General features: G+C 59.2%; 25 protein-coding genes. 1 reads left to right on the top strand and 24 read right to left on the bottom strand.

The genetic code is table 11. The features are described 5' to 3' along the window. Positions 1-33: 33 nt before the first annotated feature. From C8K61_RS05865 to rpmH, 24 genes are all read right to left on the bottom strand, one after another. Positions 34-1,086 (bottom strand): 3-keto-5-aminohexanoate cleavage protein, encoded by a 1,053-nt coding sequence (locus C8K61_RS05865; RefSeq protein ID WP_108095261.1) that lies wholly within the window; start codon positions 1,084-1,086, stop codon positions 34-36. Positions 1,087-1,161: 75 nt separating this feature from the next. Next, entirely contained in the window at positions 1,162-2,010 is an 849-nt protein-coding gene (locus C8K61_RS05860) for a TauD/TfdA family dioxygenase (RefSeq protein WP_108095260.1), read from the bottom strand. A gap of 10 nt (positions 2,011-2,020) precedes the next feature. Then, positions 2,021-3,001: a quinone oxidoreductase gene (locus C8K61_RS05855; RefSeq protein WP_108095259.1), complete on the bottom strand. Its 981-nt coding sequence runs from the start codon at positions 2,999-3,001 to the stop codon at positions 2,021-2,023. A 191-nt stretch (positions 3,002-3,192) separates the two neighbouring features. Then, positions 3,193-5,043 (bottom strand): glutamine--fructose-6-phosphate transaminase (isomerizing), encoded by a 1,851-nt coding sequence (gene glmS / locus C8K61_RS05850; protein ID WP_108095258.1) that lies wholly within the window; start codon positions 5,041-5,043, stop codon positions 3,193-3,195. Positions 5,044-5,053: 10 nt separating this feature from the next. Continuing rightward, positions 5,054-5,824, bottom strand: coding sequence for a DeoR/GlpR family DNA-binding transcription regulator (locus C8K61_RS05845; protein ID WP_108095257.1), 771 nt, complete (start codon positions 5,822-5,824; stop codon positions 5,054-5,056). A gap of 182 nt (positions 5,825-6,006) precedes the next feature. Next, positions 6,007-7,365 carry a bifunctional UDP-N-acetylglucosamine diphosphorylase/glucosamine-1-phosphate N-acetyltransferase GlmU gene (gene glmU / locus C8K61_RS05840; protein WP_108095256.1) on the bottom strand — a complete coding sequence of 453 codons (1,359 nt, stop codon included), beginning with the start codon at positions 7,363-7,365 and terminating at the stop codon, positions 6,007-6,009. 208 nt (positions 7,366-7,573) lie between these two features. After that, positions 7,574-7,999, bottom strand: a complete 426-nt coding sequence (locus tag C8K61_RS05835; RefSeq protein WP_108095255.1) for a F0F1 ATP synthase subunit epsilon — start codon at positions 7,997-7,999, stop codon at positions 7,574-7,576. Positions 8,000-8,043: 44 nt separating this feature from the next. Next, positions 8,044-9,420 carry a F0F1 ATP synthase subunit beta gene (gene atpD / locus C8K61_RS05830; protein ID WP_108095254.1) on the bottom strand — a complete coding sequence of 459 codons (1,377 nt, stop codon included), beginning with the start codon at positions 9,418-9,420 and terminating at the stop codon, positions 8,044-8,046. 30 nt (positions 9,421-9,450) lie between these two features. After that, positions 9,451-10,311, bottom strand: coding sequence for a F0F1 ATP synthase subunit gamma (gene atpG, locus C8K61_RS05825; protein ID WP_108095253.1), 861 nt, complete (start codon positions 10,309-10,311; stop codon positions 9,451-9,453). Positions 10,312-10,374: 63 nt separating this feature from the next. After that, complete coding sequence (gene atpA, locus C8K61_RS05820) at positions 10,375-11,919, bottom strand: F0F1 ATP synthase subunit alpha (protein WP_108095252.1); 1,545 nt, start codon at positions 11,917-11,919, stop codon at positions 10,375-10,377. 21 nt (positions 11,920-11,940) lie between these two features. Continuing rightward, entirely contained in the window at positions 11,941-12,477 is a 537-nt protein-coding gene (locus tag C8K61_RS05815; protein ID WP_108095251.1) for a F0F1 ATP synthase subunit delta, read from the bottom strand. Between the two features lie 14 nt (positions 12,478-12,491). Further along, complete coding sequence (locus C8K61_RS05810) at positions 12,492-12,962, bottom strand: F0F1 ATP synthase subunit B (RefSeq protein ID WP_108095250.1); 471 nt, start codon at positions 12,960-12,962, stop codon at positions 12,492-12,494. A 54-nt stretch (positions 12,963-13,016) separates the two neighbouring features. After that, entirely contained in the window at positions 13,017-13,274 is a 258-nt protein-coding gene (gene atpE, locus C8K61_RS05805; RefSeq protein ID WP_002555987.1) for a F0F1 ATP synthase subunit C, read from the bottom strand. A 114-nt stretch (positions 13,275-13,388) separates the two neighbouring features. Next, entirely contained in the window at positions 13,389-14,258 is an 870-nt protein-coding gene (atpB, locus tag C8K61_RS05800; RefSeq protein WP_108095249.1) for a F0F1 ATP synthase subunit A, read from the bottom strand. A gap of 16 nt (positions 14,259-14,274) precedes the next feature. Further along, the gene (locus C8K61_RS05795; protein ID WP_108095248.1) at positions 14,275-14,682 is read right to left on the bottom strand and encodes a F0F1 ATP synthase subunit I; all 408 of its coding nucleotides are present in this window, start codon (positions 14,680-14,682) and stop codon (positions 14,275-14,277) included. Between the two features lie 172 nt (positions 14,683-14,854). Continuing rightward, positions 14,855-15,727: a ParB/RepB/Spo0J family partition protein gene (locus C8K61_RS05790; protein WP_108095247.1), complete on the bottom strand. Its 873-nt coding sequence runs from the start codon at positions 15,725-15,727 to the stop codon at positions 14,855-14,857. A 9-nt stretch (positions 15,728-15,736) separates the two neighbouring features. Beyond that, on the bottom strand, positions 15,737-16,525 hold the full coding sequence (locus C8K61_RS05785; RefSeq protein ID WP_108095246.1) for a ParA family protein: 789 nt from the start codon (positions 16,523-16,525) through the stop codon (positions 15,737-15,739). An 18-nt stretch (positions 16,526-16,543) separates the two neighbouring features. Further along, a complete protein-coding gene (gene rsmG, locus C8K61_RS05780) occupies positions 16,544-17,191 on the bottom strand; it encodes a 16S rRNA (guanine(527)-N(7))-methyltransferase RsmG (protein ID WP_108095245.1) in 648 nt (215 codons plus the stop codon). Continuing rightward, the gene (mnmG, locus tag C8K61_RS05775) at positions 17,191-19,083 is read right to left on the bottom strand and encodes a tRNA uridine-5-carboxymethylaminomethyl(34) synthesis enzyme MnmG (RefSeq protein WP_108095244.1); all 1,893 of its coding nucleotides are present in this window, start codon (positions 19,081-19,083) and stop codon (positions 17,191-17,193) included. Before mnmG ends, rsmG begins: the two co-directional genes overlap by 1 nt. A 523-nt stretch (positions 19,084-19,606) precedes the next feature. Beyond that, the gene (gene mnmE, locus C8K61_RS05770) at positions 19,607-20,974 is read right to left on the bottom strand and encodes a tRNA uridine-5-carboxymethylaminomethyl(34) synthesis GTPase MnmE (RefSeq protein WP_108095243.1); all 1,368 of its coding nucleotides are present in this window, start codon (positions 20,972-20,974) and stop codon (positions 19,607-19,609) included. Positions 20,975-21,072: 98 nt separating this feature from the next. Then, complete coding sequence (gene yidC / locus C8K61_RS05765) at positions 21,073-22,824, bottom strand: membrane protein insertase YidC (RefSeq protein ID WP_108095242.1); 1,752 nt, start codon at positions 22,822-22,824, stop codon at positions 21,073-21,075. Positions 22,825-22,826: 2 nt separating this feature from the next. Continuing rightward, positions 22,827-23,072: a membrane protein insertion efficiency factor YidD gene (yidD, locus tag C8K61_RS05760; RefSeq protein ID WP_108095241.1), complete on the bottom strand. Its 246-nt coding sequence runs from the start codon at positions 23,070-23,072 to the stop codon at positions 22,827-22,829. Continuing rightward, complete coding sequence (gene rnpA, locus C8K61_RS05755; RefSeq protein ID WP_218277798.1) at positions 23,065-23,466, bottom strand: ribonuclease P protein component; 402 nt, start codon at positions 23,464-23,466, stop codon at positions 23,065-23,067. The genes yidD and rnpA overlap by 8 nt, the downstream gene beginning before the upstream one ends. Positions 23,467-23,482: 16 nt before the next feature. Continuing rightward, positions 23,483-23,617, bottom strand: coding sequence for a 50S ribosomal protein L34 (rpmH, locus tag C8K61_RS05750; RefSeq protein WP_002551315.1), 135 nt, complete (start codon positions 23,615-23,617; stop codon positions 23,483-23,485). Positions 23,618-24,158: 541 nt separating this feature from the next. Here rpmH and dnaA point away from each other — a divergent pair. Then, positions 24,159-25,628, top strand: a complete 1,470-nt coding sequence (gene dnaA / locus C8K61_RS05745) for a chromosomal replication initiator protein DnaA (protein WP_108095240.1) — start codon at positions 24,159-24,161, stop codon at positions 25,626-25,628. Positions 25,629-25,636: the final 8 nt, after the last annotated feature.

The raw sequence follows: 25,636 nt of genomic DNA, 5'->3' as shown, positions 1-25,636 counted from the left end.
GTCCCGGCGAACACGCTCGGGACGCCCTTTACCTTAGCCGCGCTGCGGCACACCCTTTTGCCCGGCCTGGCGATTGGGCGCCATGCCATTGGCGAGCAGGGTCTGCTCGATGCTGTCGTACTGCACACCAATGCGGTAAATCGCCCGCGCCTCTTTGCCACTGGCAATTTCGCGGCCCAGCTCATGGGCAACGCGCACGGTCTGCTCGATCTGCTGCACGGAGCTGAAGCGCTTGCCGTGCTGGTCGATGATGGTGTCTTCAATGCCCACCCGCGGGTGCAAGCCCATGGCCAGGGCCATGGTGTTGAACGGCAGGACGTTCTTCAGCAAGGACTCGGCAGTGAGGGTGCAGCCATCCGGCGCACGGTGGATAAAGTTGAAGAAGTTGAACGGATTGGGGCCGTCGAAACCGCCACCGATGCCAATCCAGGTCAGGTTCAGCGGGCCCTTGTACAAGCCCTTGCGCACCATGCGCTCAAGGGTTTCCAGGGCGTGCATGCCGGTCAGCTGGAAGTGCGGCTGAATGCCATTGGCGCACAGGCGCTTGAGGTGTTCGGCCACCCAGGCCGGGCCGGCCGGCACGGTCATTTCGCTGTAGGCGGCGTGGATACCCGGGTTGTCCAGCGAGGTGCCGGCGAGGTATTCCGGGTAGAGCAACTCCATGATGTTCATCTGGGTGGTGTTGATCGCCACCGTCACCTGATCCGGTTTTGGCGTCAGCTCGGCGAGCATGTGGCGGGTGTCGTCGGACAGCCACTTGGCCGCTTCGCCTTCACCTTCGGGGGCAAACGAAATCGAGCCGCCGACCTGGATGATCATGTCCGGCACTGCCTCACGCACACCGGCGATCAGCTCGTTGAACTTGGACAGACGCTTGGAGCCGGTGCCGTCCAGTTCGCGCACATGCAGGTGCAGCACGGTAGCGCCGGCGTCGTAGCAATCCACGGCTTTTTGGATTTGCTCGTCCATGGTCACCGGAATGTCGTCGCGGAAGTCATCCGGCATCCACTCAGGGCCATAGGGGGCGACGGTGATCACCACCTTTTCCATGTTTTCCGGGTGCAACGAATCGTCGAAGAATTGCATGGGGATGCTCTCGCTTGTTCTTGTTTTAAAGGAGCCCGCCCCGGCACGGTTGAAAACGGGGCGGGCCAAACTGGCCTAGAACGGCTTGTCGCCGATGATCCCTGCGCGTTCCATCTTGCGGTGGCAGGGCGGGTAATCCATCACCGCGTAATGCTGGGTGCAGCGGTTGTCCCAGATCGCCACGCTGTTGGGTTTCCACCGCCAGCGCACTTGGTATTCGGGGATGTACACCTGGCTGATCAGGTAGCGCAGCAGCTCGCCGGCACCCGGGTTGGCGTCCTGGCCAAAACGCACATTGGCGGCGGTGTGGTAGTTGCTGAAATGGGTGGTGAAGGCATTGACGAACAGCACCTTCTCGCCAGTTTCCGGATGGGTGCGCACCACCGGGTGCTCGGCGTCCGGGTACATGGCCTTGAGCGCCAGGCGTTTTTCGATCGGCATGGCCGCACCAAAACTCGCCTCGATACTGTGGCGGGCGCGCAGGTGCTGGATCTTGTCCTTGATTTCCGCCGGCAGGTTTTCATAGGCTAGGCCCATGTTCGCCCACATGGTGTCGCCGCCCACCGGCGGGCATTCCACGCAGCGCAGCACGCAGCCCATGGGCGGCACTTCGCGCCAGGTGGCATCGGTGTGCCAAGCGTTTTCGTAACGGTCGTTAGGCGCGTCGGGGGATTTGTAGATGCGCACCAAGCCCGGATGCTCCGGGTCGCTGCCGGCCACCGGGTGGTCTTCCAGCTCGCCAAAACGACGGGCAAAGGCCACGTGCTCGGCGCGGCTGAAGTCCTGGTCACGCAGGAACAGCACCTTGTGTTGCAGCAGCAGCGCTTTGATCTCGGCAAACAGGCCGTCGTCGCGGGCGGCATCGCCGAGGTTCACGCCACTCAGTTCGGCGCCAATGGCGCAGGTCAGTTGTTCGACTCGCATGGCACCCTCCTCAAATCACGAAAATCGATGAGCCGGTAGTTTTGCGCGACTCCAGATCCCGATGCGCTTGCACCGCATCCTGCAGGGCGTAGTGCTGGTTGATCTCGATCTTGATCCGGCCACTGCCGACGTGATCGAACAACTCGCCGGCCAGCTCGGCTTTTTCCGCCGGGTCGGCGATGTAGTCGGCCAGTGCCGGGCGGGTTACGAACAACGAGCCTTTGATCGCCAACAGCGAAGGATCGAACGGTGGGATCGGCCCGGACGCCGTGCCCACGCACACCAGCAGGCCGCGCCGCTTGAGCGAATCCAGCGAACCGGCAAAGGTGGTTTTACCCACGCTGTCGAACACCACGTCAACGCCACGGCCATCGGTGAGCTCGCGCACCCGCTTGGCCACGTCTTCGACGCCGTAGTTGATGGTGTGGTCGCAGCCGTGGGCGCGGGCCACTTCGGCCTTGGCTTCGGTGGACACGGTACCGATCACGTTGAGGCCGAGCAGCTTGGCCCATTGCGACACGATCAGGCCGACGCCACCTGCAGCGGCGTGCAGCAAGATGCTGTCGCCGGGTTTGAAGGCATGGATGCGGCGCATCAGGTAGGCCGACGTCAGGCCGCGCATGGTCATCGCCGCCGCCGTTTCAAAGGCGATGGTTTCCGGCAGCTTGATCAGCGGTGCCGCTGGAATCAGGCGCTCGGTGCTGTAGGCGCCGAGGGTGTTGATAAACCCCGTGTAGGTCACGCGGTCACCGACGCTGACGTTGCTCACGCCCTCGCCGAGAGCCACCACCACACCAGCGGCCTCCACACCGATGCCATTGGGCAGCGGGATGGCATAGGTGCCGTTGCGAAAGTAGGTGTCGGCATAGTTCAAGCCGACGGCTACATGGCGGATGCGCACGTGACCGGGGCCGGGCTCGCCGACCTCGACATCCTCGTAACGCAGAACCTCCGGACCCCCTGCCTCGTAAAATCGGACGGCTTTGGCCATGCCTGTTCTCCAGTCTTGTTATTAGCCACCAATAGCGTGGATTGGACTGTAGAACCGGGCCCCGTACGGGTGCTTCTCATCGCACGACAGGGGCTTTTCATTTCGTGACAGGGGGTGGCGCGGGGGATTTACGAGCGCGGAGATAAAGCGAAGAGAGCGGCTGTGGATAAGTTATCCACAGCCGTCGGGACTTACTCGACGGTGACGCTCTTGGCCAGGTTGCGCGGCTGGTCGACGTCGGTGCCGCGCAACACGGCCACGTAGTAGGACAGCAGCTGCAGTGGCAGGGTGTAGAGAATCGGCGCCAGGGCGTCGGAGATATGCGGCATGTTCACCACGTGGGTGCCTTCGCCGTTGCTCATGCCGGCCTGGCCGTCGGCGAACACCACCAGCTCACCGCCGCGGGCACGCACTTCCTGCAGGTTGGATTTGAGCTTTTCCAGCAGCTCGTTGTTGGGCGCCACGGTCACTACCGGCATGTCGCTGTCTACCAGGGCCAGAGGGCCGTGTTTCAGCTCACCGGCCGGATACGCTTCGGCGTGGATATAGGAAATCTCTTTGAGCTTGAGCGCGCCTTCCATCGCCACCGGGTACTGCGCGCCACGGCCAAGGAACAAGGCGTGGTGTTTTTCCGCGAACAGTTCGGCGATTTTCTCCACGGTGCCGTCCATGGCCAGGGCTTCGCCCAGGCGGGTCGGCAAGCGGCGCAGTTCATCGACCAGCTCGGCTTCGACGCCCGGGGCGAGGGTGCCGCGCACTTGGCCGAGGGACAGGGTCAGCAGCATCAGGGCGACCAGCTGGGTGGTGAAGGCTTTGGTCGAGGCCACGCCGATTTCCGGGCCGGCTTGGGTCAGCAGGGTGAGGTCGGATTCACGCACCAGGGAGCTGATGCCGACGTTGCAAATCGCCAGGCTGGCCAAGTAACCGCCGTTTTCCGGGCCCTTGGCTTTGCCGTTGCGCAGGGCAGCCAGGGTGTCGGCGGTTTCGCCGGACTGGGAGATGCTGACGAACAAGGTGCCGGGCTGCACCACCACTTTGCGGTAGCGGAATTCGCTGGCCACTTCGACCTGGCAAGGAATGCCGGCCAGGTCTTCAAGCCAGTAACGGGCAACCATGCCGGCGTGGAAGCTGGTGCCGCACGCTACGATCTGCACGTTCTGCACCTTGGCGAACAGCTCGGCAGCCTGCGGGCCGAACGCCTGAACCAGCACGTGGTCGGTGCCCAGACGGCCTTCGAGGGTGCGTTGCACGACCTTGGGCTGCTCGTGGATTTCCTTGAGCATGAAGTGGCGGTACTCGCCCTTGTCAGCGGCTTCGGCGCCTTCGTGGTATTGCACGCTTTCACGCACCACCGGCTGGCCGTCGACGCTCCAGATCTGCACGCTGTCGCGGCGGATCTCGGCGATGTCGCCTTCTTCCAGGTACATGAAGCGGTCGGTGACCTGGCGCAGGGCCAATTGGTCGGAGGCGAGGAAGTTTTCCCCCAGGCCCAGGCCGATCACCAGCGGGCTGCCACTGCGGGCGGCGAGCAGGCGGTCGGGTTGTTTTGCGCTGATCACCGCCAGGCCGTAGGCGCCGTGCAGCTCTTTGACGGTGGCCTTGAGGGCGATGGTGAGATCACCCAGTTCTTTCAGCTTGTGATCGAGCAGGTGGACGATGACTTCGGTGTCGGTGTCCGAGCTGAACACGTAACCCAGGCCTTGCAGCTGTTTACGCAGGGCTTCGTGGTTTTCGATGATGCCGTTGTGCACCACCGCCAGGTCGCTGCCGGAAAAATGCGGGTGGGCGTTGCGCTCGCTCGGCGCGCCATGGGTGGCCCAGCGGGTGTGGGCAATGCCCAGGCGGCCGGCCAGCGGTTCGCCGGCCAGGGCTTGTTCCAGCTCGCTTACTTTACCGACGCGACGACGACGCTCGAGCACGCCGTCGTTGCTGAAAACCGCCAGGCCGGCGCTGTCGTAGCCGCGGTATTCCAGACGTTTCAGGCCTTCCACCAGGATGGCGGTGATGTTGCGTTCAGCGACTGCGCCAACGATGCCACACATAGTTATCTCCTCAAGCTTGCAGCTCCGCGCAGATCAGGTTGACCCCGCGCGCGGTGATGGATGCACGTGCCTCGGCGTCGAGGCGGTCATCGGTGATCAGGGTTTGGACGCTGCTCCAGGGCAGTTCCAGGTTGGGAATCTTGCGGCCGATCTTGTCGGACTCGACCATCACGATCACTTCGCGGGCCACGTCAGCCATCACGCGGCTGAGGCCCAGCAGTTCGTTGAACGTGGTGGTGCCACGGGCCAGGTCGATGCCATCGGCACCGATAAACAGCTGGTCGAAATCGTAGGAGCGCAGCACCTGTTCGGCGACCTGGCCCTGGAAGGATTCGGAGTGCGGGTCCCAGGTGCCGCCGGTCATCAACAGCACCGGCTCGTGTTCCAGTTCGCTGAGGGCGCTGGCCACGTTCAGCGAGTTGGTCATCACCACCAGGCCGGGTTTGTGCCCGAGTTGGGGAATCATCGCGGCGGTGGTAGTGCCGCTGTCGATGATGATCCTCGCGTGTTCCTTGATGCAGGCGACACCCGCCCGGGCGATGGCTTGTTTGTACTGGGAAACCGGCTGGGCACTGTCGGCGATCAGCTCTTGCGGCATGGGAATCGCGCCACCGTAACGGCGCAGCAACAGGCCATTGGTTTCGAGGGCGGCGAGGTCTTTACGGATGGTCACTTCGGAGGTGGCGAAGGCTTTAGACAGCTCATCGACGCTCACCTCGCCATGCTCGGCGAGCAAGGCAAGAATGGTGTGGCGACGTTGCGGTGTGTTGCGCTTCGACATGCGTAAGTTTCGATTCGAAAGATAGGTGCGCGAATCAAAACAAACCGAAGGTTTTGCGTCAAGCAAAAATGTTGGGGATCGGGTGCTCTTATAGGAGCGGCTTCAGCCGCGATGCTTTTAAAGAATCAACAGCATCGCGGCTGAAGCCCCTCCAACCGAAACCTCGGTTTGGCAGCAATCACCTACTTCTTGACCGGGCGCTTCCAGCCTTCGATGTTGCGCTGCTTGGCGCGGCCGACGCCGAGGGTGTTGGCGGGAACGTCAGCGGTGATCACCGAGCCGGCGCCTGTGGTGGCGCCATCACCGAGGGTGACAGGGGCGACCAGCGCGCTGTTGGAACCGATAAACACGTCAGCACCCAGCACGGTGCGGTGCTTGTTGGCGCCGTCGTAGTTGCAGGTGATGGTGCCGGCGCCAATGTTGGTGCGCGCGCCGATCTCCGCATCGCCGAGGTAGCTGAGGTGACCGGCTTTGGCGCCCTCACCCATCACCGCGTTTTTCAGTTCGACGAAGTTACCCACATGCGCTTTGGCGCCCAGTACCGAACCCGGGCGCAGCCGCGCAAACGGACCGCAGTCGGCGCCTTCGCCGAGCTCCGCGCCTTCCAGGTGGCTGTTGGCTTTGACGATGGCGCCCTGGCGCAGGGTGGTGTTCTTGATCACGCAGTTAGGGCCGATTTGCACGTTGTCTTCGATGACCACGCGGCCTTCGAGGATCACGTTGATGTCGATCAGCACGTCGCGGCCAACGGTGACGTCACCGCGCAAATCGAAGCGAGCCGGGTCGATCAGGGTGACGCCCTGGGCCATCAGGCGGCGGCCGGCGCGGTACTGGTAATGACGTTCGAGCTGGGCCAACTGGATGCGGTCATTGGCGCCGAGCACTTCCATTTCATCGCCGGCTTGTTCAGTGGCGACCACCAGGCCATCGGCCACGGCCATGGCAATCACGTCGGTGAGGTAGTACTCGCCCTGGGCGTTGCTGTTGGACAAGCGCCCCAGCCAGTCGGCCAGGCGATTGCCCGGTACGGCGAGAATGCCGGTGTTGCCTTCGCGAATGGCGCGCTGAGCGTCATTGGCGTCTTTGTGTTCGACGATGGCTTCGACGCTGCCCTGGCCATTGCGCACGATACGGCCGTAGCCAGTGGGGTCAGCCAGTTCGACGGTGAGAAGACCCAGCTGTTGCTCGTTTACCAACGCCAGCAGGCGTTGCAAGGTTTGCTGCTCGATCAGCGGCACGTCGCCATACAGGATCAGCACTTTTTCTGCCGAGAGTTTCGGCAAGGCCTGGGCCACGGCGTGGCCAGTGCCCAGTTGTTCGGCTTGCAGGACGAAACTCAGGTCGTCTGCCGCCAACTGCTCACGCACCTTGTCGGCGCCATGGCCGATCACCACCTGCATGCTGCTCGGCTGCAGCAGCCGCGCGGTGTCGATTACGTGTCCCAGCATGGATTTGCCAGCGATGGGGTGCAGCACCTTGGGCAATGCGGAACGCATGCGGGTGCCTTGGCCGGCGGCGAGGATGACGATATCGAGTGACATGGGGCGGGGTCCTGAGCAGGTTGGATGGGGTTTCGGTGAACGCGCTGTTCAGCGAGGAATGCACAAGAACTTCTGTAACCACTAAGAGGTGGAACAACAACTACGAGGTGGAACGCTCGTCACTAATGGACGAAAAAGCCTATTTCAGAAAAAGAAAAAGGGTAGCCAAGGCTACCCTTTTACTTCATCGCGATGAAGAGCTGCGGGCTTAGCCGCCGAACTTCTTGCGAATTTGCTGAACGGTGCGCAGCTGAGCTGCAGCCTCGGCCAGACGGGCAGCGGCGGCACTGTAGTCGAACTCCGAACCTTTCTCATGCAAGGCTTTCTCAGCGGCCTTGACGGCCTCTTGAGCAGAAGCTTCATCCAGGTCGTCTGCACGTTGCACGGTGTCGGCCAAAACCTTAACCATGTTCGGTTGCACTTCCAGGAAACCACCGGAGATGTAGAACACCTCGGTGTCGCCGCCTTGCTTGATCAGACGAATCGGGCCCGGCTTCAGGTCTGTGATCAACGGCGCGTGGCCCATGGCGATACCAAGATCACCCAAGCTACCGCTCGCAACCACCATCTCCACCAAACCGGAGAAGATTTCGCCTTCTGCGCTGACGATATCGCAATGGACTGTCATAGCCATTTGCTTGCCCTACCCTGATTAGCGCCCGTTGCCGGGCGCTGGGATTACAGTTTCTTGGCTTTCTCGATGGCTTCTTCGATGCTGCCGACCATGTAGAACGCTTGTTCTGGCAGGTGGTCGTAGTCACCGTTGAGGATGCCTTTGAAGCCAGCAATGGTGTCTTTCAGGGAAACGTATTTACCCGATGCACCGGTGAAGACTTCAGCCACGAAGAACGGCTGCGACAGGAAGCGCTGAATCTTACGAGCGCGGGATACGAGTTGCTTGTCGGTTTCCGACAGCTCGTCCATACCCAGGATCGCGATGATGTCTTTCAGCTCTTTGTAGCGCTGCAGAACGTACTGGACGCCGCGAGCGGTGTCGTAGTGGTCCTGGCCGATAACGTTCGGGTCCAGCTGGCGCGAAGTCGAGTCCAGTGGATCTACCGCTGGGTAGATACCCAGGGAAGCGATGTCACGGGACAGAACGACGGTGGCGTCCAAGTGGGCGAAGGTGGTCGCTGGCGACGGGTCGGTCAGGTCGTCCGCAGGTACGTATACCGCTTGGATCGAGGTGATCGAGCCTTGCTTGGTCGAAGTAATACGCTCTTGCAGAACGCCCATCTCTTCGGCCAGGGTCGGTTGGTAACCTACTGCAGAAGGCATACGGCCCAGCAGTGCGGATACTTCGGTACCGGCGAGGGTGTAACGGTAGATGTTGTCGACGAACAGCAGAACGTCGTTACCTTCGTCACGGAATTTCTCAGCCATGGTCAGACCGGTCAGCGCTACGCGCAGACGGTTGCCTGGTGGCTCGTTCATCTGACCGTAGACCAAGGCTACTTTGTCGAGAACGTTGGAGTCCTTCATCTCGTGGTAGAAGTCGTTACCTTCACGAGTACGCTCACCCACACCGGCGAACACGGAATAACCGCTGTGTTCGATCGCGATGTTACGGATCAGCTCCATCATGTTTACGGTTTTACCAACACCGGCACCACCGAACAGACCAACCTTGCCGCCTTTGGCAAACGGGCAAACCAGGTCGATAACCTTGATGCCGGTTTCCAGGAGGTCGTTGCCGCCAGCTTGTTCCGCGAAGGAAGGAGCCGGGCGGTGAATGCCCCAGCGCTCTTCTTCGCCGATCGGGCCAGCTTCGTCGATTGGGTTGCCCAGTACGTCCATGATCCGGCCCAGGGTCGCTTTACCGACAGGTACGGAGATGGCTGCGCCAGTGTTGTCGACGTCCAGACCGCGCTTCAAGCCTTCGGTCGAGCCCATCGCAATGGTACGAACCACGCCGTCGCCCAGCTGCTGCTGAACTTCGAGAGTGGTTTCGGCGCCTTGAACTTTCAAGGCGTCGTAGATGCTCGGAACCTGATCACGTGGGAATTCCACGTCGATCACGGCGCCGATGATTTGTACGATACGTCCGCTACTCATAGCTGGATCCTCTGAATATTTGAACCGGTATCAAACCGCGGCAGCGCCGCCAACGATTTCCGAGATCTCTTGGGTGATCGCCGCCTGACGAGCCTTGTTGTAGATCAGCTGTAGATCGCTGATCAGGTCACCGGCGTTGTCAGTCGCATTCTTCATCGCGATCATCCGCGCCGCTTGTTCAGCAGCGTTGTTCTCGACCACCGCCTGGTACACCTGCGACTCCACGTAGCGCACCATCAGGCCGTCAAGCAGCTCTTTGGCGTCGGGTTCGTAGAGGTAGTCCCAGTGATGCTTGAGATCCTGATCCGGGTCGGCTTCCAGCGGAATCAACTGCTCCACTGTCGGCTTCTGCGTCATCGTGTTGACGAACTTGTTGGAAACCACGGACAGGCGATCAATACGGCCATCCAGGTAGGCATCCAGCATCACCTTGACGCTGCCGATCAGATCATTGATCGACGGCTCTTCGCCCAGGTGGCTGATTGCAGCGACGACGTTACCGCCGAAGTTGCGGAAAAACGCCGCACCCTTGCTGCCTACTACGCAGATATCGATCTCTACGCCTTGTTCGCGGTTAACCGCCATGTCCTTGACCAGAGCCTTGAACAGGTTGGTATTCAAGCCACCGCACAGACCACGGTCACTGCTCACCACCACATAACCCACACGCTTGACTTCGCGGTCGATCATGAACGGGTGACGGTATTCCGGGTTAGCGTTGGCAAGATGACCAATCACCTGGCGGATACGCTCCGCGTAAGGACGGCTGGCAGCCATGCGCATTTGTGCTTTGCGCATCTTGCTGACAGCGACCTTTTCCATGGCGCTGGTGATCTTTTGCGTGCTTTTGATGCTCGCAATCTTGCTGCGAATCTCTTTTGCGCCTGCCATGCAACACCTATATAGGTACACCTATCGGCCAGCAGGATGGGGGCCTGGGGCCCCCATCGCGGCTTACCAGGTTTGGGTGGCTTTGAACTTCTCGATACCGGCTTTCATGCCAGCGTCGATTTCGTCATTGAAGTCACCCTTCACGTTGATCTTGGCCATCAGATCGGCCAGATCGCGGTTGAAGTAAGCAATCAGAGCTTGTTCGAAGCTGCCGATCTTGGCGATCTCGACGTCGACCAGGTAGCCACGCTCGGCGGCATACAGGGACAACGCCATGTCAGCGGTGGACATCGGCGCATATTGCTTCTGCTTCATCAGCTCGGTAACGCGCTGACCATGCTCAAGCTGCTTACGGGTGGCTTCGTCCAGGTCAGAAGCGAACTGGGCGAATGCCGCCAGTTCACGGTACTGAGCCAGAGCGGTACGGATACCACCGGAGAGCTTCTTGATGATCTTGGTCTGAGCGGCACCACCAACACGCGATACCGAAACACCGGCGTTCACTGCCGGGCGGATGCCGGAGTTGAACATGGCCGATTCCAGGAAGATCTGACCGTCGGTGATGGAAATCACGTTGGTCGGAACGAACGCGGAAACGTCGCCAGCCTGAGTTTCGATGATCGGCAGAGCGGTCAAGGAACCGGTTTTGCCAGTCACAGCGCCGTTGGTGAACTTCTCTACGTACTCTTCGGAAACGCGCGATGCACGCTCCAGCAGACGGCTGTGGAGATAGAACACGTCACCTGGGTAGGCTTCGCGACCTGGCGGACGGCGCAACAGCAGGGAGATCTGGCGATACGCCACAGCCTGCTTGGACAGATCGTCATAAACGATCAGTGCGTCTTCACCGCGGTCACGGAAGTATTCGCCCATGGTGCAACCGGCGTACGGTGCAATGAATTGCAGCGCAGCGGATTCGGAGGCACTGGCAGCGACGATGATGGTGTTAGCCAACGCGCCGTTTTCTTCCAGCTTGCGAACCACGTTGGCGATGGTCGATTGCTTCTGACCGATCGCTACGTAGACGCAGTAAATGCCGCTGTTCTTCTGGTTGATGATGGCGTCGATGGCCAGAGCGGTTTTACCGATCTGACGGTCACCGATGATCAGCTCACGCTGACCACGACCAACCGGGATCATGGCATCAACGGCCTTGTAGCCAGTTTGCACTGGCTGGTCGACCGATTTACGCCAGATCACGCCCGGTGCAACCTTCTCAACAGCGTCGGTAGCGACGTTGTTCAGCGGGCCTTTACCGTCGACAGGATTACCCAGGGCATCGACTACGCGACCTAGTAGTTCCGGACCAACCGGAACTTCAAGGATGCGGCCGGTGCACTTGGCGCTCATGCCTTCAGCCAGCGACTGGTATGCACCCAGAACCACGGCGCCGACAGAGTCGCGCTCAAGGTTCATGGCCATGCCATAGACGCCGCCCGGGAACTCGATCATTTCGCCGTACATAGCGTCGGCGAGACCGTAGATCCGCACAATACCGTCAGACACGCTGACGATGGTGCCTTCGTTGCGGGCTTGGGAGGCCACATCGAGCTTGTCGATGCGACCCTTGATGATTTCACTAATTTCGGAAGGATTGAGTTGCTGCATTGCTCTGCTGCCCCTTCAAACTCAAGATTTCAATGCTTCGGCTAGTTTCGCGATTTTGCCGCGAACTGAGCCATCGATAACCAGGTCGCCGGCGCGGATTACGACGCCACCAATCAGGCTGGCATCCTCCGCAGCGTGCAGGCGCACTTCCCGGCCGAGCCGTGCACTGAGAACCTTGGCGAGTTTGTCTTGCTGTTCGTCGTTCAATGCAAAGGCACTGGTTACATCCACATCAACCGATTTTTCCTGCTCGGCTTTCAACAGCTCGAACAATTCGGCGATTTGCGGCAGTAGCTCGAGACGGTGGTTCTCGGCTAGTACCTGGATGAAGTTCTGTACCTTGGCATCGAACTTGTCACCACACACCTCGATGAAGGTGGTGGCCTTGTCTGTACTCGTCAAACGCGGGGCCGTAAGCACGCGCAGTACGGTGGCGTCTTGCGACACCTCCGCAGCCAGGCCGAGCATGGCTGACCAATTGGCCAGTTGCTGGTGGGCCTGAGCGTACTCAAAAGCTGCCTTGGCGTAAGGTCGGGCCAACGTGGTCAGTTCTGCCATGATCGCGCCCTCGCTTAAATTTCGGCTGCCAGTTTGGAAACCAGCTCCGCATGCGCGTTTTGGTCGATAGTGGCGCCCAGAATCTTCTCAGCACCGCTGACCGCCAAGCCACCCAGTTGGGCACGCAGGGCGTCTTTGACGCTGTTCAGTTCCTGTTCGATCTCGGCCTGAGCCTGAGACTTCAGGCGCTCACCTTCGACACGGGCCTGATCGCGAGCTTCGTCGACGATCTGGGTAGCGCGCTTTTTGGCTTGCTCAATGATTTCAGCTGCTTGAGTTTTGGCTTCGCGCAGTTGCTGACCCACTTTCTCGTGGGCGAGCTCCAGGTCGCGAGCCGCACGGCTTGCAGCGTCCAGTCCATCAGCAATCTTCTTTTGACGCTCTTGCAAAGCCGCGATGACCGGAGGCCATACGAACTTCATGCAAAAGAGCACAAAGATGAAGAAGGCAACGGACTGGCCAATCAGGGTTGCATTAATGTTCACGCCAACACCTCGCTCGTTCGTTGTCCGTCAAACCAATCACTCGTAAACGAGTGATTAGCCTGCGAGTTGACCAACGAAGGGGTTCGCGAAGGTGAAGAACAGTGCGATACCAACGCCGATCATGGTCACGGCGTCGAGCAGACCAGCCACGATGAACATTTTAACTTGCAGCATTGGAACCATTTCCGGCTGACGCGCAGCGCCTTCCAGGAACTTGCCGCCCAGCAGGCCGAAACCAATGGCGGTACCCAGGGCACCCAGGCCAATCAGCAGTGCAACGGCGATCGCGGTCAGACCAACTACAGTTTCCATCTTTCCTCCCGACTTTTTATGTCGTATTGGTTTAAGGTTTTTAAGGTAAAGCGGTAAAGCAAAATTGCATGCGGCCCCAGGCAGAGGCCGCTCACTGCCAGCGCGTGAGCGCTATCAGTGGTTGTCTTCGTGCGCCATCGACAGATAAACGATGGTGAGCATCATGAAGATGAACGCTTGCAGGGTGATGATCAGAATGTGGAACACCGCCCATGCCCACTGCAGCGCCACACCCAGGGTGCTCAGCCACAGCAGACCGCTGCCGAACATCACAGCGATCAGAATGAACACCAGCTCACCGGCGTACATGTTGCCGAACAACCGCAGTGCCAACGAAATAGGCTTGGCAATCAGGGTGACGAACTCGAGCAGGAAGTTGACCGGAATCAGAAGGATCTGAACCGCGATGTTCTTGCTGCCGAATGGGTGCAGGGTCAGTTCACCGATGAAACCACCGATGCCCTTGACTTTGATGCTGTAGAAAATGATCAGCGCAAACACCGAGAACGCCATGCCGAGGGTGGCATTCGGGTCAGTGGTGGAAACAGCGCGGAACGGAATGTGGTGATCGCCAGAAATCAGCGCGGCCAGTTTCGGAATCCAGTCCACCGGCACCAGGTCGATGGCGTTCATCAGGAACACCCAGACGAAAATGGTCAGTGCCAGGGGCGCAATCAACTTGTTGCGGCCGTGGAAGCTGTCCTTAACGCTGGTGTCGACGAACTCGATCATCACTTCGACGAAGTTCTGCAGACCGCCAGGTTGGCCGGAGGTGGCTTTCTTGGCCGCCATGCGGAACAGCAGGATGAAGATCAGACCCAGGGCAACAGACCAGCCCAAGGTATCAACGTGGAATGCCCAGAAGCCCATTTCTTTGGCTTCTTGTGCGGTGTGGGCAAAGCCCCAATCACCGGTATGCGTCTTCCCGAAAGTCAGGTTCTGCAAGTGGTGCTGGATATAGCCCGAAGCGGTTTGTTCTGCCATGTTTGCCTCAAACGCCCTAAGGTCTCAAAAATCTTGTTCTAGTAAGCAGGGGAGCAAACCAATTGACCAACTGGGTCAGGAAGAACACGCCAAATACCGCCAGCGCATCCAGTGGTTTCACCCCTGCAAAGGTCAGTGCAAACAGCACTGCCGTCAGAATCAGCTTGCCCGCTTCACCGGCATAAAAAGACCGGACTATCGCTTGGGCTGCCCGGGCTCCGGTAAACCGGAAAGCCTTGTGGGCGAAATACATGTTCGGTAACCAGGCAATCAAACCGCCGAGCGCGCCAGAGTAACCACTTACCGTACCGCGGCATTGCCACAAAACGACGGCTGCGATTAGCAATACGACGAGTTGTACAAGCAACACTGGGAACACCGGCAAACGATGGAAGGGCAGGCGGTTGGGCGTGCGTGCATCCATCTACTGTTCTCCGGCTTTCGGCCTCTGGTGTCAGTCGCCGTACAATCAACGACTTGGCATAGTTTGTGCCGACAAAATGCGCGCAGAGTATAGGGGGCGTTCCCCCCCTATTCAACTGCCCGGTAGTGATTTCCGACTACTCGCTACATGAGCAATTGTTTCGCAGCGGAGCTTAGCGGATGTGGGCCAGAACACCCTGCAACTCGTCTAGCGAGTTGTAGCGGATAACCAGCTGGCCTTTGCCCTTCTGCCCATGCTTGATCTGCACCGGCGAGCCCAGGCGCTCTGCGAGGCGCTGCTCGAGGCGACTGATATCCGGATCGACTTTGGTCACCGCAACAGGCTTCTCTTTGGTGCTCAACCACTGGCGAACCAGTGCCTCGGTTTGGCGCACGGTCAGGGCTCGTGCGACAACATGTCGCGCCCCTTCTACCTGCTGTTCCGCCGGTAATCCGAGCAAAGCACGGGCATGGCCCATTTCCAGATCGCCATGGGACAGCAGGGTTTTGATTTCTTCGGGCAGGGAGATCAAACGCAGCAGGTTGGTAATGGTCACCCGCGATTTGCCCACCGCTTCTGCCACTTGCTGCTGAGTGAGCTGGAATTCTTGCTGCAACCGCTGCAAGGCCACGGCTTCTTCGATGGGGTTGAGGTCTTCGCGCTGGATGTTCTCGATCAGCGCCATGGCGATGGCGGCTTCGTCAGGCACTTCGCGGACCATGGCCGGAATCTTGTCCAGGCCAGCAATCTGGCTGGCGCGCCAGCGGCGTTCACCGGCGATGATCTCGAAACGGCCGCTGCCGATCGGGCGGACCACGATCGGTTGCATCACGCCCTGGGCGCGAATCGACTGGGCCAGCTCTTCCAGGGCCGTGCTGTCCATGTCACGGCGCGGCTGGTACTTGCCGCGCTGAATCAGATCCAGAGGCACATATTGCAGTTCACGGGTGTCGACCTGCGCGGCTTCTTCCTGCAAAGCGTTGACACTGGTACCGCCCAGCAGGGCGTCCAGTCCGCGTCCGAGACCTCGTTTTTTGCTGGCCATGGATAATCCTTATGCTTTTGCGGTTCGGGTGGCGTTGCGCTGACGCCGGGACAATTCACCGGCCAATGCCAGGTAGGCGAGGGCACCACGGGATTGCTTGTCGTACGCCAAGGCCGGCATGCCGAAACTCGGCGCCTCGGCCAGGCGGACGTTACGGGGAATCACGGTGTCGTACAGCTGCTCGCCAAAGTGCGCTTTGAGCTGCGCCGAGACATCGTTGGTCAGGCTGATGCGCGGGTCGTACATGGTGCGCAGCAGGCCTTCGATTTTCAGCGACGGGTTGAGCAACTTGCCGATGCGCTGGATCGAGTTGACCAGGTCGGTAAGCCCCTCCAGTGCGTAGTACTCGCACTGCATCGGAATGATCACACCATCGGCGGCCACCAACGCGTTAACGGTCAGCATGGACAGTGACGGCGGGCAGTCGATGAGGATGTAGTCGTAGTTTTCGCGGATCGGCGCCAGCGCTTCGCGCAGACGGTTTTCCTTGGCTGGCATATCCAGCAAGGCCACCTCGGCCGCGGTCAGGTCGCGGTTGGCCGGCAGCAGCTGGTAACCGCCATGCTCGGAGAACTGCATGGCCTGGCCGAGATCGCATTCGCCGATCAATACGTCGTAGATCGAATGCTCCAGGGCCAACTTATCCACACCGCTGCCGGTGGTGGCGTTGCCCTGCGGATCGAGGTCGATCAACAGCACACGACGCTTGGTCGCAACCAGTGATGCCGCCAGGTTGATGCAGGTAGTGGTCTTGGCCACACCGCCTTTCTGGTTGGCGATGGCGAATACTTTAGCCATGGTCAGCGTCAGTCCCGATCATATGATGCGGCGCAGTATCAACAGATGGCGCTGGCCTTGGCAACCGGGAACCTTGAGCACGTGCGTTGCAGCCAATTTAAAGTCGGCAGGCAAGGCTTGCAGTTCGTCATCCGGGTGCACGCCTTTCATCGCCAGCCAACGGGTATCTGTGTCACCCAAGTGGCGCGTCCAATCGGAAAAATCCTGCAAAGAGCTGAATGCCCGCGAGCAGATGCCGGTAAACGGCTGGGCAGGCGTAAAGCCTTCTACCCGGCTGTGGATAACTTCCAGGTTGGCCAGCTTGAGCTCCAGTTTCACCTGAGTGAGGAAGCGAGTTTTCTTGCCGTTGGAGTCGAGCAGGGTGAACTGGCGCTCGGGAAACATGATCGCCAACGGAATACCCGGCATGCCACCACCGCTGCCCACGTCCAGCCAAGTGTCGCCACCTTCGGCGACGTAGGGCACCACGCTGAGGCTATCGAGCAGGTGGCGCGAAACCATTTCGTCGGGGTCGCGCACAGCAGTGAGGTTGTAGGCCTTGTTCCACTTGATCAGCAAAGCCAGATAGCCCAGCAACTGATTGTGCTGTTGTTCGCTCAGATCGACGCCTAATTCGGCGGCACCACGGGACAATTCTTCAGCGTGTTGTGCGGTAACCAAGGACATCAGGCGCTTTGCTCCAGCTCACGACCGGCCGTGCGTTTTTTCAAGTTGATCATCAGCAGGGAAATCGCCGCCGGTGTCACCCCTGGAATACGCGAGGCCTGGCCCAGGGTTTCCGGGCGGGCCTGACCGAGCTTGCTCTGGATCTCTTTGGACAGACCGGCAATCGCGGCGTAGTCGATATCGGCCGGCAGCTTGGTGTTTTCGCTGGCACGCAGGCGGGCGATTTCGTCCTGCTGGCGGTCGATGTAGCCGGCGTACTTGGTCTTGATCTCGACCTGTTCGGCGACCTGAGGATCATCGTGGCCAGGGCCGGTCACTTCGATCAGGCCGGCGTAGTCCACTTCCGGACGGGTCAGCAGACTCATCAGGTTGTACTCGTGGGTCAGCGGCGTACCAAAGCGCTCGGCGATGGCATCACCCTGCGGAGTGTTCGGACGCACCCAGGTGCTTTTCAGACGCTGCTCTTCCTGTTCGATGCCTTCACGCTTGGCGCAGAACGCGGCCCAGCGGCGGTCATCGACCAGGCCCAGCTCGCGGCCTTTTTCGGTCAGGCGCAGGTCAGCGTTGTCTTCACGCAGAATCAGGCGGTACTCGGCACGCGAGGTGAACATGCGGTACGGCTCTTGGGTGCCAAGGGTAATCAGGTCGTCGACCAGGACACCGATGTAAGCCTCGTCGCGACGCGGGCACCAACTGTCCTTGCCCTGCGCGCGCAACGCAGCGTTGGCGCCGGCCAACAGGCCCTGGGCGCCGGCTTCTTCGTAGCCGGTGGTGCCATTGATCTGGCCAGCGAAGAACAAGCCGGCGATCACTTTGGTTTCCAGGCTGTACTTCAGGTCGCGCGGATCGAAGTAGTCGTACTCGATGGCGTAGCCCGGGCGAACAATGTGAGCGTTTTCCATGCCGCGGATAGAGCGCACCAATTCCAGTTGCACGTCGAAGGGCAACGAAGTGGAAATGCCGTTGGGATACAGCTCGTGGGTATTCAGGCCTTCGGGCTCGATAAATACCTGGTGGCTGTCCTTGTCGGCGAAGCGGTGGATCTTGTCTTCGATCGACGGGCAATAGCGCGGACCGATGCCTTCGATCACCCCGGAGTACATCGGCGAACGGTTGAGGTTGGCGGCGATGATTTCGTGGGTGCGGGCGTTGGTGTGGGTAATCCAGCAACTGACCTGGCGCGGGTGTTGTTCTTTGTTACCGAGGAACGACATCACCGGAATCGGGGTATCGCCAGGCTGCTCAGTCATCACCGAGAAATCTACCGAGCGGCCATCAATGCGCGGTGGTGTACCGGTTTTCAGCCGGCCAACACGCAGTGGATGTTCACGCAGACGGTGGGCGAGGGCAATCGAGGGTGGATCACCGGCACGGCCACCGGAGTGGTTTTGCAGGCCGATGTGGATAAGTCCACCGAGGAAGGTGCCAGTGGTGAGAACCACGGATTCCGCGAAGAAGCGCAGGCCCATCTGGGTAACCACACCGCGCACCTGGTCCTGTTCGACGATCAGGTCGTCACAGGATTGCTGAAATATCCACAGGTTGGGCTGGTTCTCTAGGGTTTCGCGAATGGCCGCTTTGTACAGCATGCGGTCAGCCTGGGCGCGGGTGGCGCGAACGGCTGGGCCCTTGCGGCTATTGAGCACACGGAACTGGATGCCACCTTTGTCGGTGGCTTCAGCCATGGCACCACCAAGGGCGTCGATTTCTTTCACCAGATGGCTTTTACCGATGCCACCAATGGCAGGGTTGCAGCTCATGTGCCCGAGCGTGTCGACGTTGTGGCTGAGCAGCAGGGTTTTTACTCCCATGCGGGCTGCAGCAAGCGCTGCTTCAGTGCCGGCATGGCCGCCGCCGATAACGATGACATCAAAACGGGAAGGGAAATCCACCACGCACCTCGTGCCTGTTGAGAATTGGGGGAGGCTTTTAACTGACCCGGCGGCTTTTGACGGCCCGGCGTACTTGGGAAAAGCGGAAAGGCGGCAAGTATAGGGATTTAGCCGGTTTGAAAGAAGCCTTTTGAACAAAAAATAGCCAATGGCTCAGGTTGGCCAGGTCGTCCGGTTAATAAAGAAAGAGAGAAGAGAATTTTTTAAAGCTTTGTTTTTATGTTTATTACTTATGCGCCTGTTTTCTGTGGATAGATTGCTACAAGCCTCTGGCGACGCGGTGGATGGAATTGTATAAGGCTGTGGTCATCTAGCCATGAGGGTTCTGGATAACCGCCTTGAACCTGTGGATGGAAGGGATACTTGTGCACAGGGCCGTTCATCCCCAGCTTTGCCCCAGGGTTATCGACCGGGCTTAGGGGCGGTTATCCACAGGGTTTAAATAACGCCTGTTGATTGTTTTTCAGGCATAAAAAAGCCCCGCCTGCAGGTGCTGCAAGTGGGGCCGGGTATCTGGTGACGCTTACTTGCCGATACAGAAGCTTGAGAAAATGCGACCCAGCAAGTCGTCGGAGCTGAATGCGCCGGTGATTTCACCCAACGCCTGTTGAGCGATGCGCAGGTCTTCTGCCAGCAGTTCACCGGCGCCAGCGAGGGTGAGCTGTGCATAACCATGTTCCAGCGAATTGCTGGCCTGCTGTAGCGCTTCCAGGTGACGTCGACGTGCACTGAAGCCGCTTTCGGCGGTCTGTTCATAACCCATACAGGCCTTCAGGTGGTCGCGCAGCAGGTCCAGCCCAGCGGCCGAACGCGCGGAGAGGCTGATGGTGACGTGACCGTCATTGCTGACCTCTAGGGCCACGGCTTCTGCGGAAAGGTCCGCCTTGTTGCGGATCAGGGTGACCTTGGCCGGATCAGGACGTTGGCTCAGGAATTCGGGCCACAGCGCGAACGGATCAGCCGCTTCGCTGGAGGTGGCGTCCACCACCAGCAACACCCGATCAGCCTCGCCAATGGCCTTTAGAGCGCGCTCTACGCCAATCTTTTCCACCTGGTCGTCGGTATCGCGCAGGCCGGCAGTATCCACCATATGCAGCGGCATACCGTCGATGTGGATATGTTCGCGCAGCACGTCGCGGGTGGTCCCGGCGATTTCGGTGACGATGGCTGCTTCACGGCCGGCCAGGGCGTTGAGCAGGCTGGATTTACCGGCATTAGGGCGGCCGGCGATTACCACGGTCATGCCGTCTCGCAGCAGGGCGCCCTGATTGGCTTCCCGTTGAACAGCTGCCAGGTCACTGCGTACCTCGTTGAGCATCGCCAGCACGTGGCCATCGGCCAGGAAGTCGATTTCCTCTTCGGGAAAGTCGATGGCCGCTTCCACATAGATACGAAGAGAAATCAGACGCTCGGTCAGCCCGTGTACCCGCCGCGAGAATTCACCTTGTAGTGAACGCAGGGCATTGCGTGCAGCTTGTTCGGAGCTCGCTTCAATCAGGTCGGCAATGGCCTCGGCCTGGGCCAGGTCTAGTTTGTCGTTGAGGAACGCGCGTTCGCTGAATTCACCTGGGCGTGCCAGTCGTGCACCCAGTTGCAGGCAACGGCGCAACAGCAGATCGAGCACCACCGGACCACCATGGCCCTGTAGTTCCAGCACGTCTTCGCCGGTGAAGGAGTTCGGCCCGGGGAAGTACAAGGCCAGACCTTCATCCAGCACCCGATTCTGTTCGCCGTGAAACGGCCCGTAATGGGCATAGCGCGGCTTCAGTTGGCGTTGGCTGATGGCTTCGGCAATCACCTGGGCCTTGGGGCCGGACACGCGGACGATACCGACGCCGGCGCGACCCTGGGCGGTAGCGACGGCGGCGATGGTTTCTCGAACAGTGCTCATGGCGCGCTTCTCTTCAGACAAATAGCATCAGGCAAATAGCAAAACGCCCCGCCACGTATTGCTCGGGCGGGGCGCTGATTTAGCTTAGCAAGCCAGGTTTAGGCGTTGGCAGCCTTGGTCGCGGCTTCGATCTTGCGAGTGATGTACCACTGCTGAGCAATGGACAGGCAGTTGTTGACTACCCAATACAGCACCAGACCAGCCGGGAACCACAGGAAGAAGAAGGTGAAGATGATCGGCATCATTTTCATCACCTTGGCCTGCATCGGATCCGGCGGCGCGGGGTTCAGCTGCTGCTGGATGAACATGGTGGCACCCATGATCAACGGCAGAATGAAGAACGGGTCTTTGATCGACAGGTCAGTGATCCAGAACATCCACGGTGCCTGGCGCATCTCGACACTTTCCAGCAGCACCCAGTACAGAGCCAGGAAGACCGGCATCTGCACCAGGATCGGCAGGCAGCCACCCAAGGGGTTGATCTTCTCTTTCTTGTACAGCTCCATCATGGCCTGCGACATTTTCTGCCGGTCATCGCCATGCTGCTCTTTCAGTGCAGCCAGTTTCGGCGCCACGGCACGCATACGCGCCATCGACTTGTAGCTGGCGGCGGAGAGCGGGAAGAAGAAGCCTTTGATGATCATCGTCAGCACGATGATCGACCAGCCCCAGTTACCCAGGATGCTGTGGATATGTTGCAGCAGCCAGAAGATCGGCTGAGCGATGAACCACAGAATGCCGTAGTCGACGGTCAGTTCCAGGCCAGGTGCGAGCGAACCCAGGTGTTTCTGGATTTTCGGACCGGCATAGAGAATGGCCGACACTTCACCTTTGCTGCCTGGCGCGACGCTGACGGTCGGGCTGGTGTAGCCGATGATGTAGTTGCCTTTAGAGTCCTTGCGGGTTTGAACGGTGTTATCACCATCCTGACCCGGAATCCACGCGGTCACGAAGTAGTGCTGCAACCAGGCAACCCAACCGCCTTTCACGGTGTCTTTGACCGGCGTCTTTTCGATGTCTTTCATCGACACTTTTTTGTACGCGGAGTCATGGGTAGCCATTGCCGCACCAAGGTAGGTGGCGGTGCTGGTGGCAGCAGTCTTCGATGGATCGTCGCTGTTGTCGCGCTTGAGCTGGGCAAACATGTTGCCGGCCCAGGCTGCGCTGCTCTGGTTATCGATCAGATAACGCACTTCAACCTGGTAGGAAGAAGGATCGACACACCCTGGTTTTTTCAGCTCTTGTTCTTTCGCCGAGCATTGCGGATTCAAGCCACGCTTGAAGCTGAAACGCTTGATGTAGTTGACGCCGTTCAGGCTGTAGGTGAGGTCCACCGCCAGGCTGTTCTGACCGTCAGCCAGTTGGTAGCTGCGCTGGGCGCTCTGCCAGACCGGACGAACATCTGCGGCCGAATCCGGTGCGTTGGCACCACCGATCAGGCCACTCTGGGCCAGATAAATGCGCTCGTTACCGTTATCGAACAGTTGGAACGGTACGTCCGGACGATCCTGGCGGCGCGGGTATTGCGGCAGGGTCAGTTGGACGATGTCACCACCAGCCGGGTCGATGGCCAGCTCAAGTACGTCAGTCTTAACCCGGATCAGGTCCTTGCTGGCGACAGTAGTCGCGGCGGGAGTGCTGGCGGGTTGAGCGGAAGGCGCGCTAGGTACGTCGCTATCGGTTGTACCGTTGGCACCGGGTACGTCGGACTGCGCCGGGCTGTTAGTGGTCGCGGCGCTGGTACTCGCTGTCGGCAAGGACGTTTGCCCGTAGTCTTCGTTCCACTTGAGAACCATGACATAGGACACGATTGCGAGCGCGGCGATCAGGATCGAGCGTTTAATATCCATGATTACTCGGCCATCGAAGGGGGTCGGGAAGTGGGGGCGACTGGAACCGGATCGTAACCACCGGGATTCCATGGATGACAGCGACCTAACCGACGCAGAGTCAGCCAGCCGCCACGTATGAAGCCATGGTGTTCAATGGCTTCATACGCGTAGCAGGAACAGCTGGGGTAAAAACGACAGTGGCTGGCCATCAATGGACTGATGGCGTAGCGATAAACCTGGATTGAAGCGAGTGCCAGTTTACGCATGGGGACTGTCGGTAACCCCTGCTGCGGGAAGGACTTCCGGGCTTGGCTTGCTGCGTGCCAAGCGTTTCCAGAGTTTGCCGAATTGGTGAGCCAACTCGGGGTTCTCCAGATCACCTAGGCCCTTACGCGCGACCACCACGATATCCCAGCCCACCAGGTTGTCCTGGTTAAGGCGGAATGAATCACGGATTACGCGCTTCAGGCGATTGCGCTCAACAGAGAGCTTGACGCTCTTCTTGCCGATGACCAGACCCAGGCGGGGATGATCGAGATCGTTGTTGCGCGCTAACAGCAGGACGTTTTTACCCGGAATCTTACCGCTGGGGGAGTCGAAGACTGTCTTGAATTGTCGAGGGGTCAGCAGGCGCTTTTCCCGACCGAAGTCTTGACTCACCACCGATGCCGAATTATCAGACTGCCAGACGCTTACGGCCTTTGGCACGACGACGGGACAGAACAGCGCGGCCGTTCTTGGTAGCCATACGGGCACGGAAGCCGTGGGTGCGAGCGCGCTTGATAGTGCTTGGTTGGAAAGTGCGTTTCATGGTGCGTTACCTGGGTGGTCGACAACGGGCCGGAATGGCCCCCGTTTTAAGAGACCGGCAATTCTAGAGAAACCAGGCGGTCAGGTCAATTTCCAACCAACATTCTGTTCAGGTGAGCTGTTTGCTAGATAAAGAATATTAAGAAGAGAGTTTTAAATCTTTTTAGTACTAGTAACTACTCTTAGCGAGCGCCTTTCTGTGGATAAGGTGCTGCAAGCAGCTGATGGCGTGGAATTCAGGCGATGATAACCCTGTCCAGAACAGGTGTGTAGCCTGTTCCAGGCCTGCGAATAAGCTGGGGATGGAATCGGCTTTTATCCACAGGGCGGTTATCCCTAGGCTTGTCCCCAGGGTTATCCCGCTAGCTCAGGCGCTGTTATCCACAGGGTTTATGTTGCATCGGGTTTAAAGCGCAAAAAATGAATAACACCTTGATTTTACGTGCGGAAAACTTGTATCTGCATGTGGATAACTAGTCGGCTGTGTGGGTACAATGCCGGCAGTTTTGGCCCTTGTGGTCTATTTGGCTTAGGGGATTTCTGTGTCTGTGGAACTTTGGCAGCAGTGTGTAGAGCTTCTACGCGATGAGCTGCCGGCCCAGCAATTCAATACCTGGATTCGTCCGCTGCAGGTTGAAGCCTCCAGTGATGAGCTGCGTGTATTTGCACCCAACCGCTTTGTCCTCGACTGGGTCAATGAAAAATACATGAGCCGACTGCTTGAGCTGTTGCATGAGCGCAGCGATGGCATGGCTCCAGCTATTTCCTTATTAATAGGTAGCAAGCGTCCAGCGGTTGCTCGGACGCCGATGGCCGCTCCTGCGCAACCGGTTGCGGCCACCGTAAATGCGTCGGTACGCGAAGAGCCGGTAGCGATGGCCGTTACCAGTGAGCCCTCACGTGCCAGTTTCGATCCTATGGCGGGCGCCGCCTCGCAAACCGCGCCGGTACGCACTGAACGTTCGGTGCAGGTTGAAGGCGCGCTGAAGCACACCAGCTACCTGAACCGCACCTTTACCTTCGAGAACTTTGTCGAAGGTAAATCCAACCAGCTGGCCCGAGCGGCGGCTTGGCAAGTGGCCGATAACCCCAAGCATGGTTACAACCCGTTGTTCCTATACGGCGGTGTGGGTTTGGGTAAAACCCACTTGATGCATGCGGTGGGTAACCATCTACTAAAGAAAAACCCCAACGCCAAAGTGGTGTACCTGCATTCCGAGCGTTTCGTGGCCGACATGGTCAAGGCGCTGCAGCTGAATGCCATCAATGAGTTCAAGCGTTTCTACCGCTCGGTGGATGCGCTGCTCATCGATGACATTCAATTCTTTGCCAAGAAAGAGCGTTCGCAGGAAGAGTTCTTCCACACTTTCAATGCCCTTCTCGAAGGCGGTCAGCAGGTGATTCTCACCAGCGACCGATATCCGAAAGAAATCGAAGGGTTGGAAGAACGCCTGAAGTCGCGTTTTGGTTGGGGCCTTACCGTTGCAGTAGAACCGCCTGAGCTGGAAACGCGCGTGGCGATTCTGATGAAAAAGGCTGACCAGGCGAAAGTCGATCTGCCCCACGATGCCGCGTTCTTTATTGCTCAACGTATTCGCTCCAACGTTCGCGAGCTGGAAGGCGCGTTGAAACGGGTTATCGCTCACGCTCACTTTATGGGCCGCGATATCACCATCGAGCTGATTCGTGAATCGCTTAAAGACTTGCTCGCGCTTCAGGACAAACTGGTCAGCGTCGACAATATTCAGCGCACGGTGGCCGAGTACTACAAGATCAAAATTTCCGACTTGCTCTCCAAGCGCCGCTCCCGTTCTGTGGCGCGCCCGCGACAAGTCGCTATGGCGTTATCCAAAGAATTGACCAACCATAGCCTGCCGGAAATCGGCGACGCTTTCGGCGGTCGCGATCACACCACTGTGTTGCACGCATGCCGTAAGATTGCTGAACTTAGGGAATCCGACGCGGACATCCGCGAGGACTACAAGAACCTGCTGCGCACGCTGACCACCTGACCCATTAC

It is taken from the genome of Pseudomonas sp. GV071, from assembly GCF_003050835.1.
GTDB lineage: Bacteria > Pseudomonadota > Gammaproteobacteria > Pseudomonadales > Pseudomonadaceae > Aquipseudomonas.
This window is presented reverse-complemented; position numbering and strand designations above follow the sequence as displayed.

Coding starts and splice junctions, on each gene's coding strand:
- C8K61_RS05865 (WP_108095261.1), bottom strand. CDS start 1,086: ATGCAATTCTTCGACGATTCGTTGCACCCGGAAAACATGGAAAAGGTG.
- C8K61_RS05860 (WP_108095260.1), bottom strand. CDS start 2,010: ATGCGAGTCGAACAACTGACCTGCGCCATTGGCGCCGAACTGAGTGGC.
- C8K61_RS05855 (WP_108095259.1), bottom strand. CDS start 3,001: ATGGCCAAAGCCGTCCGATTTTACGAGGCAGGGGGTCCGGAGGTTCTG.
- glmS (WP_108095258.1), bottom strand. CDS start 5,043: ATGTGTGGCATCGTTGGCGCAGTCGCTGAACGCAACATCACCGCCATC.
- C8K61_RS05845 (WP_108095257.1), bottom strand. CDS start 5,824: ATGTCGAAGCGCAACACACCGCAACGTCGCCACACCATTCTTGCCTTG.
- glmU (WP_108095256.1), bottom strand. CDS start 7,365: ATGTCACTCGATATCGTCATCCTCGCCGCCGGCCAAGGCACCCGCATG.
- C8K61_RS05835 (WP_108095255.1), bottom strand. CDS start 7,999: ATGGCTATGACAGTCCATTGCGATATCGTCAGCGCAGAAGGCGAAATC.
- atpD (WP_108095254.1), bottom strand. CDS start 9,420: ATGAGTAGCGGACGTATCGTACAAATCATCGGCGCCGTGATCGACGTG.
- atpG (WP_108095253.1), bottom strand. CDS start 10,311: ATGGCAGGCGCAAAAGAGATTCGCAGCAAGATTGCGAGCATCAAAAGC.
- atpA (WP_108095252.1), bottom strand. CDS start 11,919: ATGCAGCAACTCAATCCTTCCGAAATTAGTGAAATCATCAAGGGTCGC.
- C8K61_RS05815 (WP_108095251.1), bottom strand. CDS start 12,477: ATGGCAGAACTGACCACGTTGGCCCGACCTTACGCCAAGGCAGCTTTT.
- atpE (WP_002555987.1), bottom strand. CDS start 13,274: ATGGAAACTGTAGTTGGTCTGACCGCGATCGCCGTTGCACTGCTGATT.
- atpB (WP_108095249.1), bottom strand. CDS start 14,258: ATGGCAGAACAAACCGCTTCGGGCTATATCCAGCACCACTTGCAGAAC.
- C8K61_RS05795 (WP_108095248.1), bottom strand. CDS start 14,682: ATGGATGCACGCACGCCCAACCGCCTGCCCTTCCATCGTTTGCCGGTG.
- C8K61_RS05790 (WP_108095247.1), bottom strand. CDS start 15,727: ATGGCCAGCAAAAAACGAGGTCTCGGACGCGGACTGGACGCCCTGCTG.
- C8K61_RS05785 (WP_108095246.1), bottom strand. CDS start 16,525: ATGGCTAAAGTATTCGCCATCGCCAACCAGAAAGGCGGTGTGGCCAAG.
- rsmG (WP_108095245.1), bottom strand. CDS start 17,191: ATGTCCTTGGTTACCGCACAACACGCTGAAGAATTGTCCCGTGGTGCC.
- mnmE (WP_108095243.1), bottom strand. CDS start 20,974: ATGAGCACTGTTCGAGAAACCATCGCCGCCGTCGCTACCGCCCAGGGT.
- yidC (WP_108095242.1), bottom strand. CDS start 22,824: ATGGATATTAAACGCTCGATCCTGATCGCCGCGCTCGCAATCGTGTCC.
- yidD (WP_108095241.1), bottom strand. CDS start 23,072: ATGCGTAAACTGGCACTCGCTTCAATCCAGGTTTATCGCTACGCCATC.
- rpmH (WP_002551315.1), bottom strand. CDS start 23,617: ATGAAACGCACTTTCCAACCAAGCACTATCAAGCGCGCTCGCACCCAC.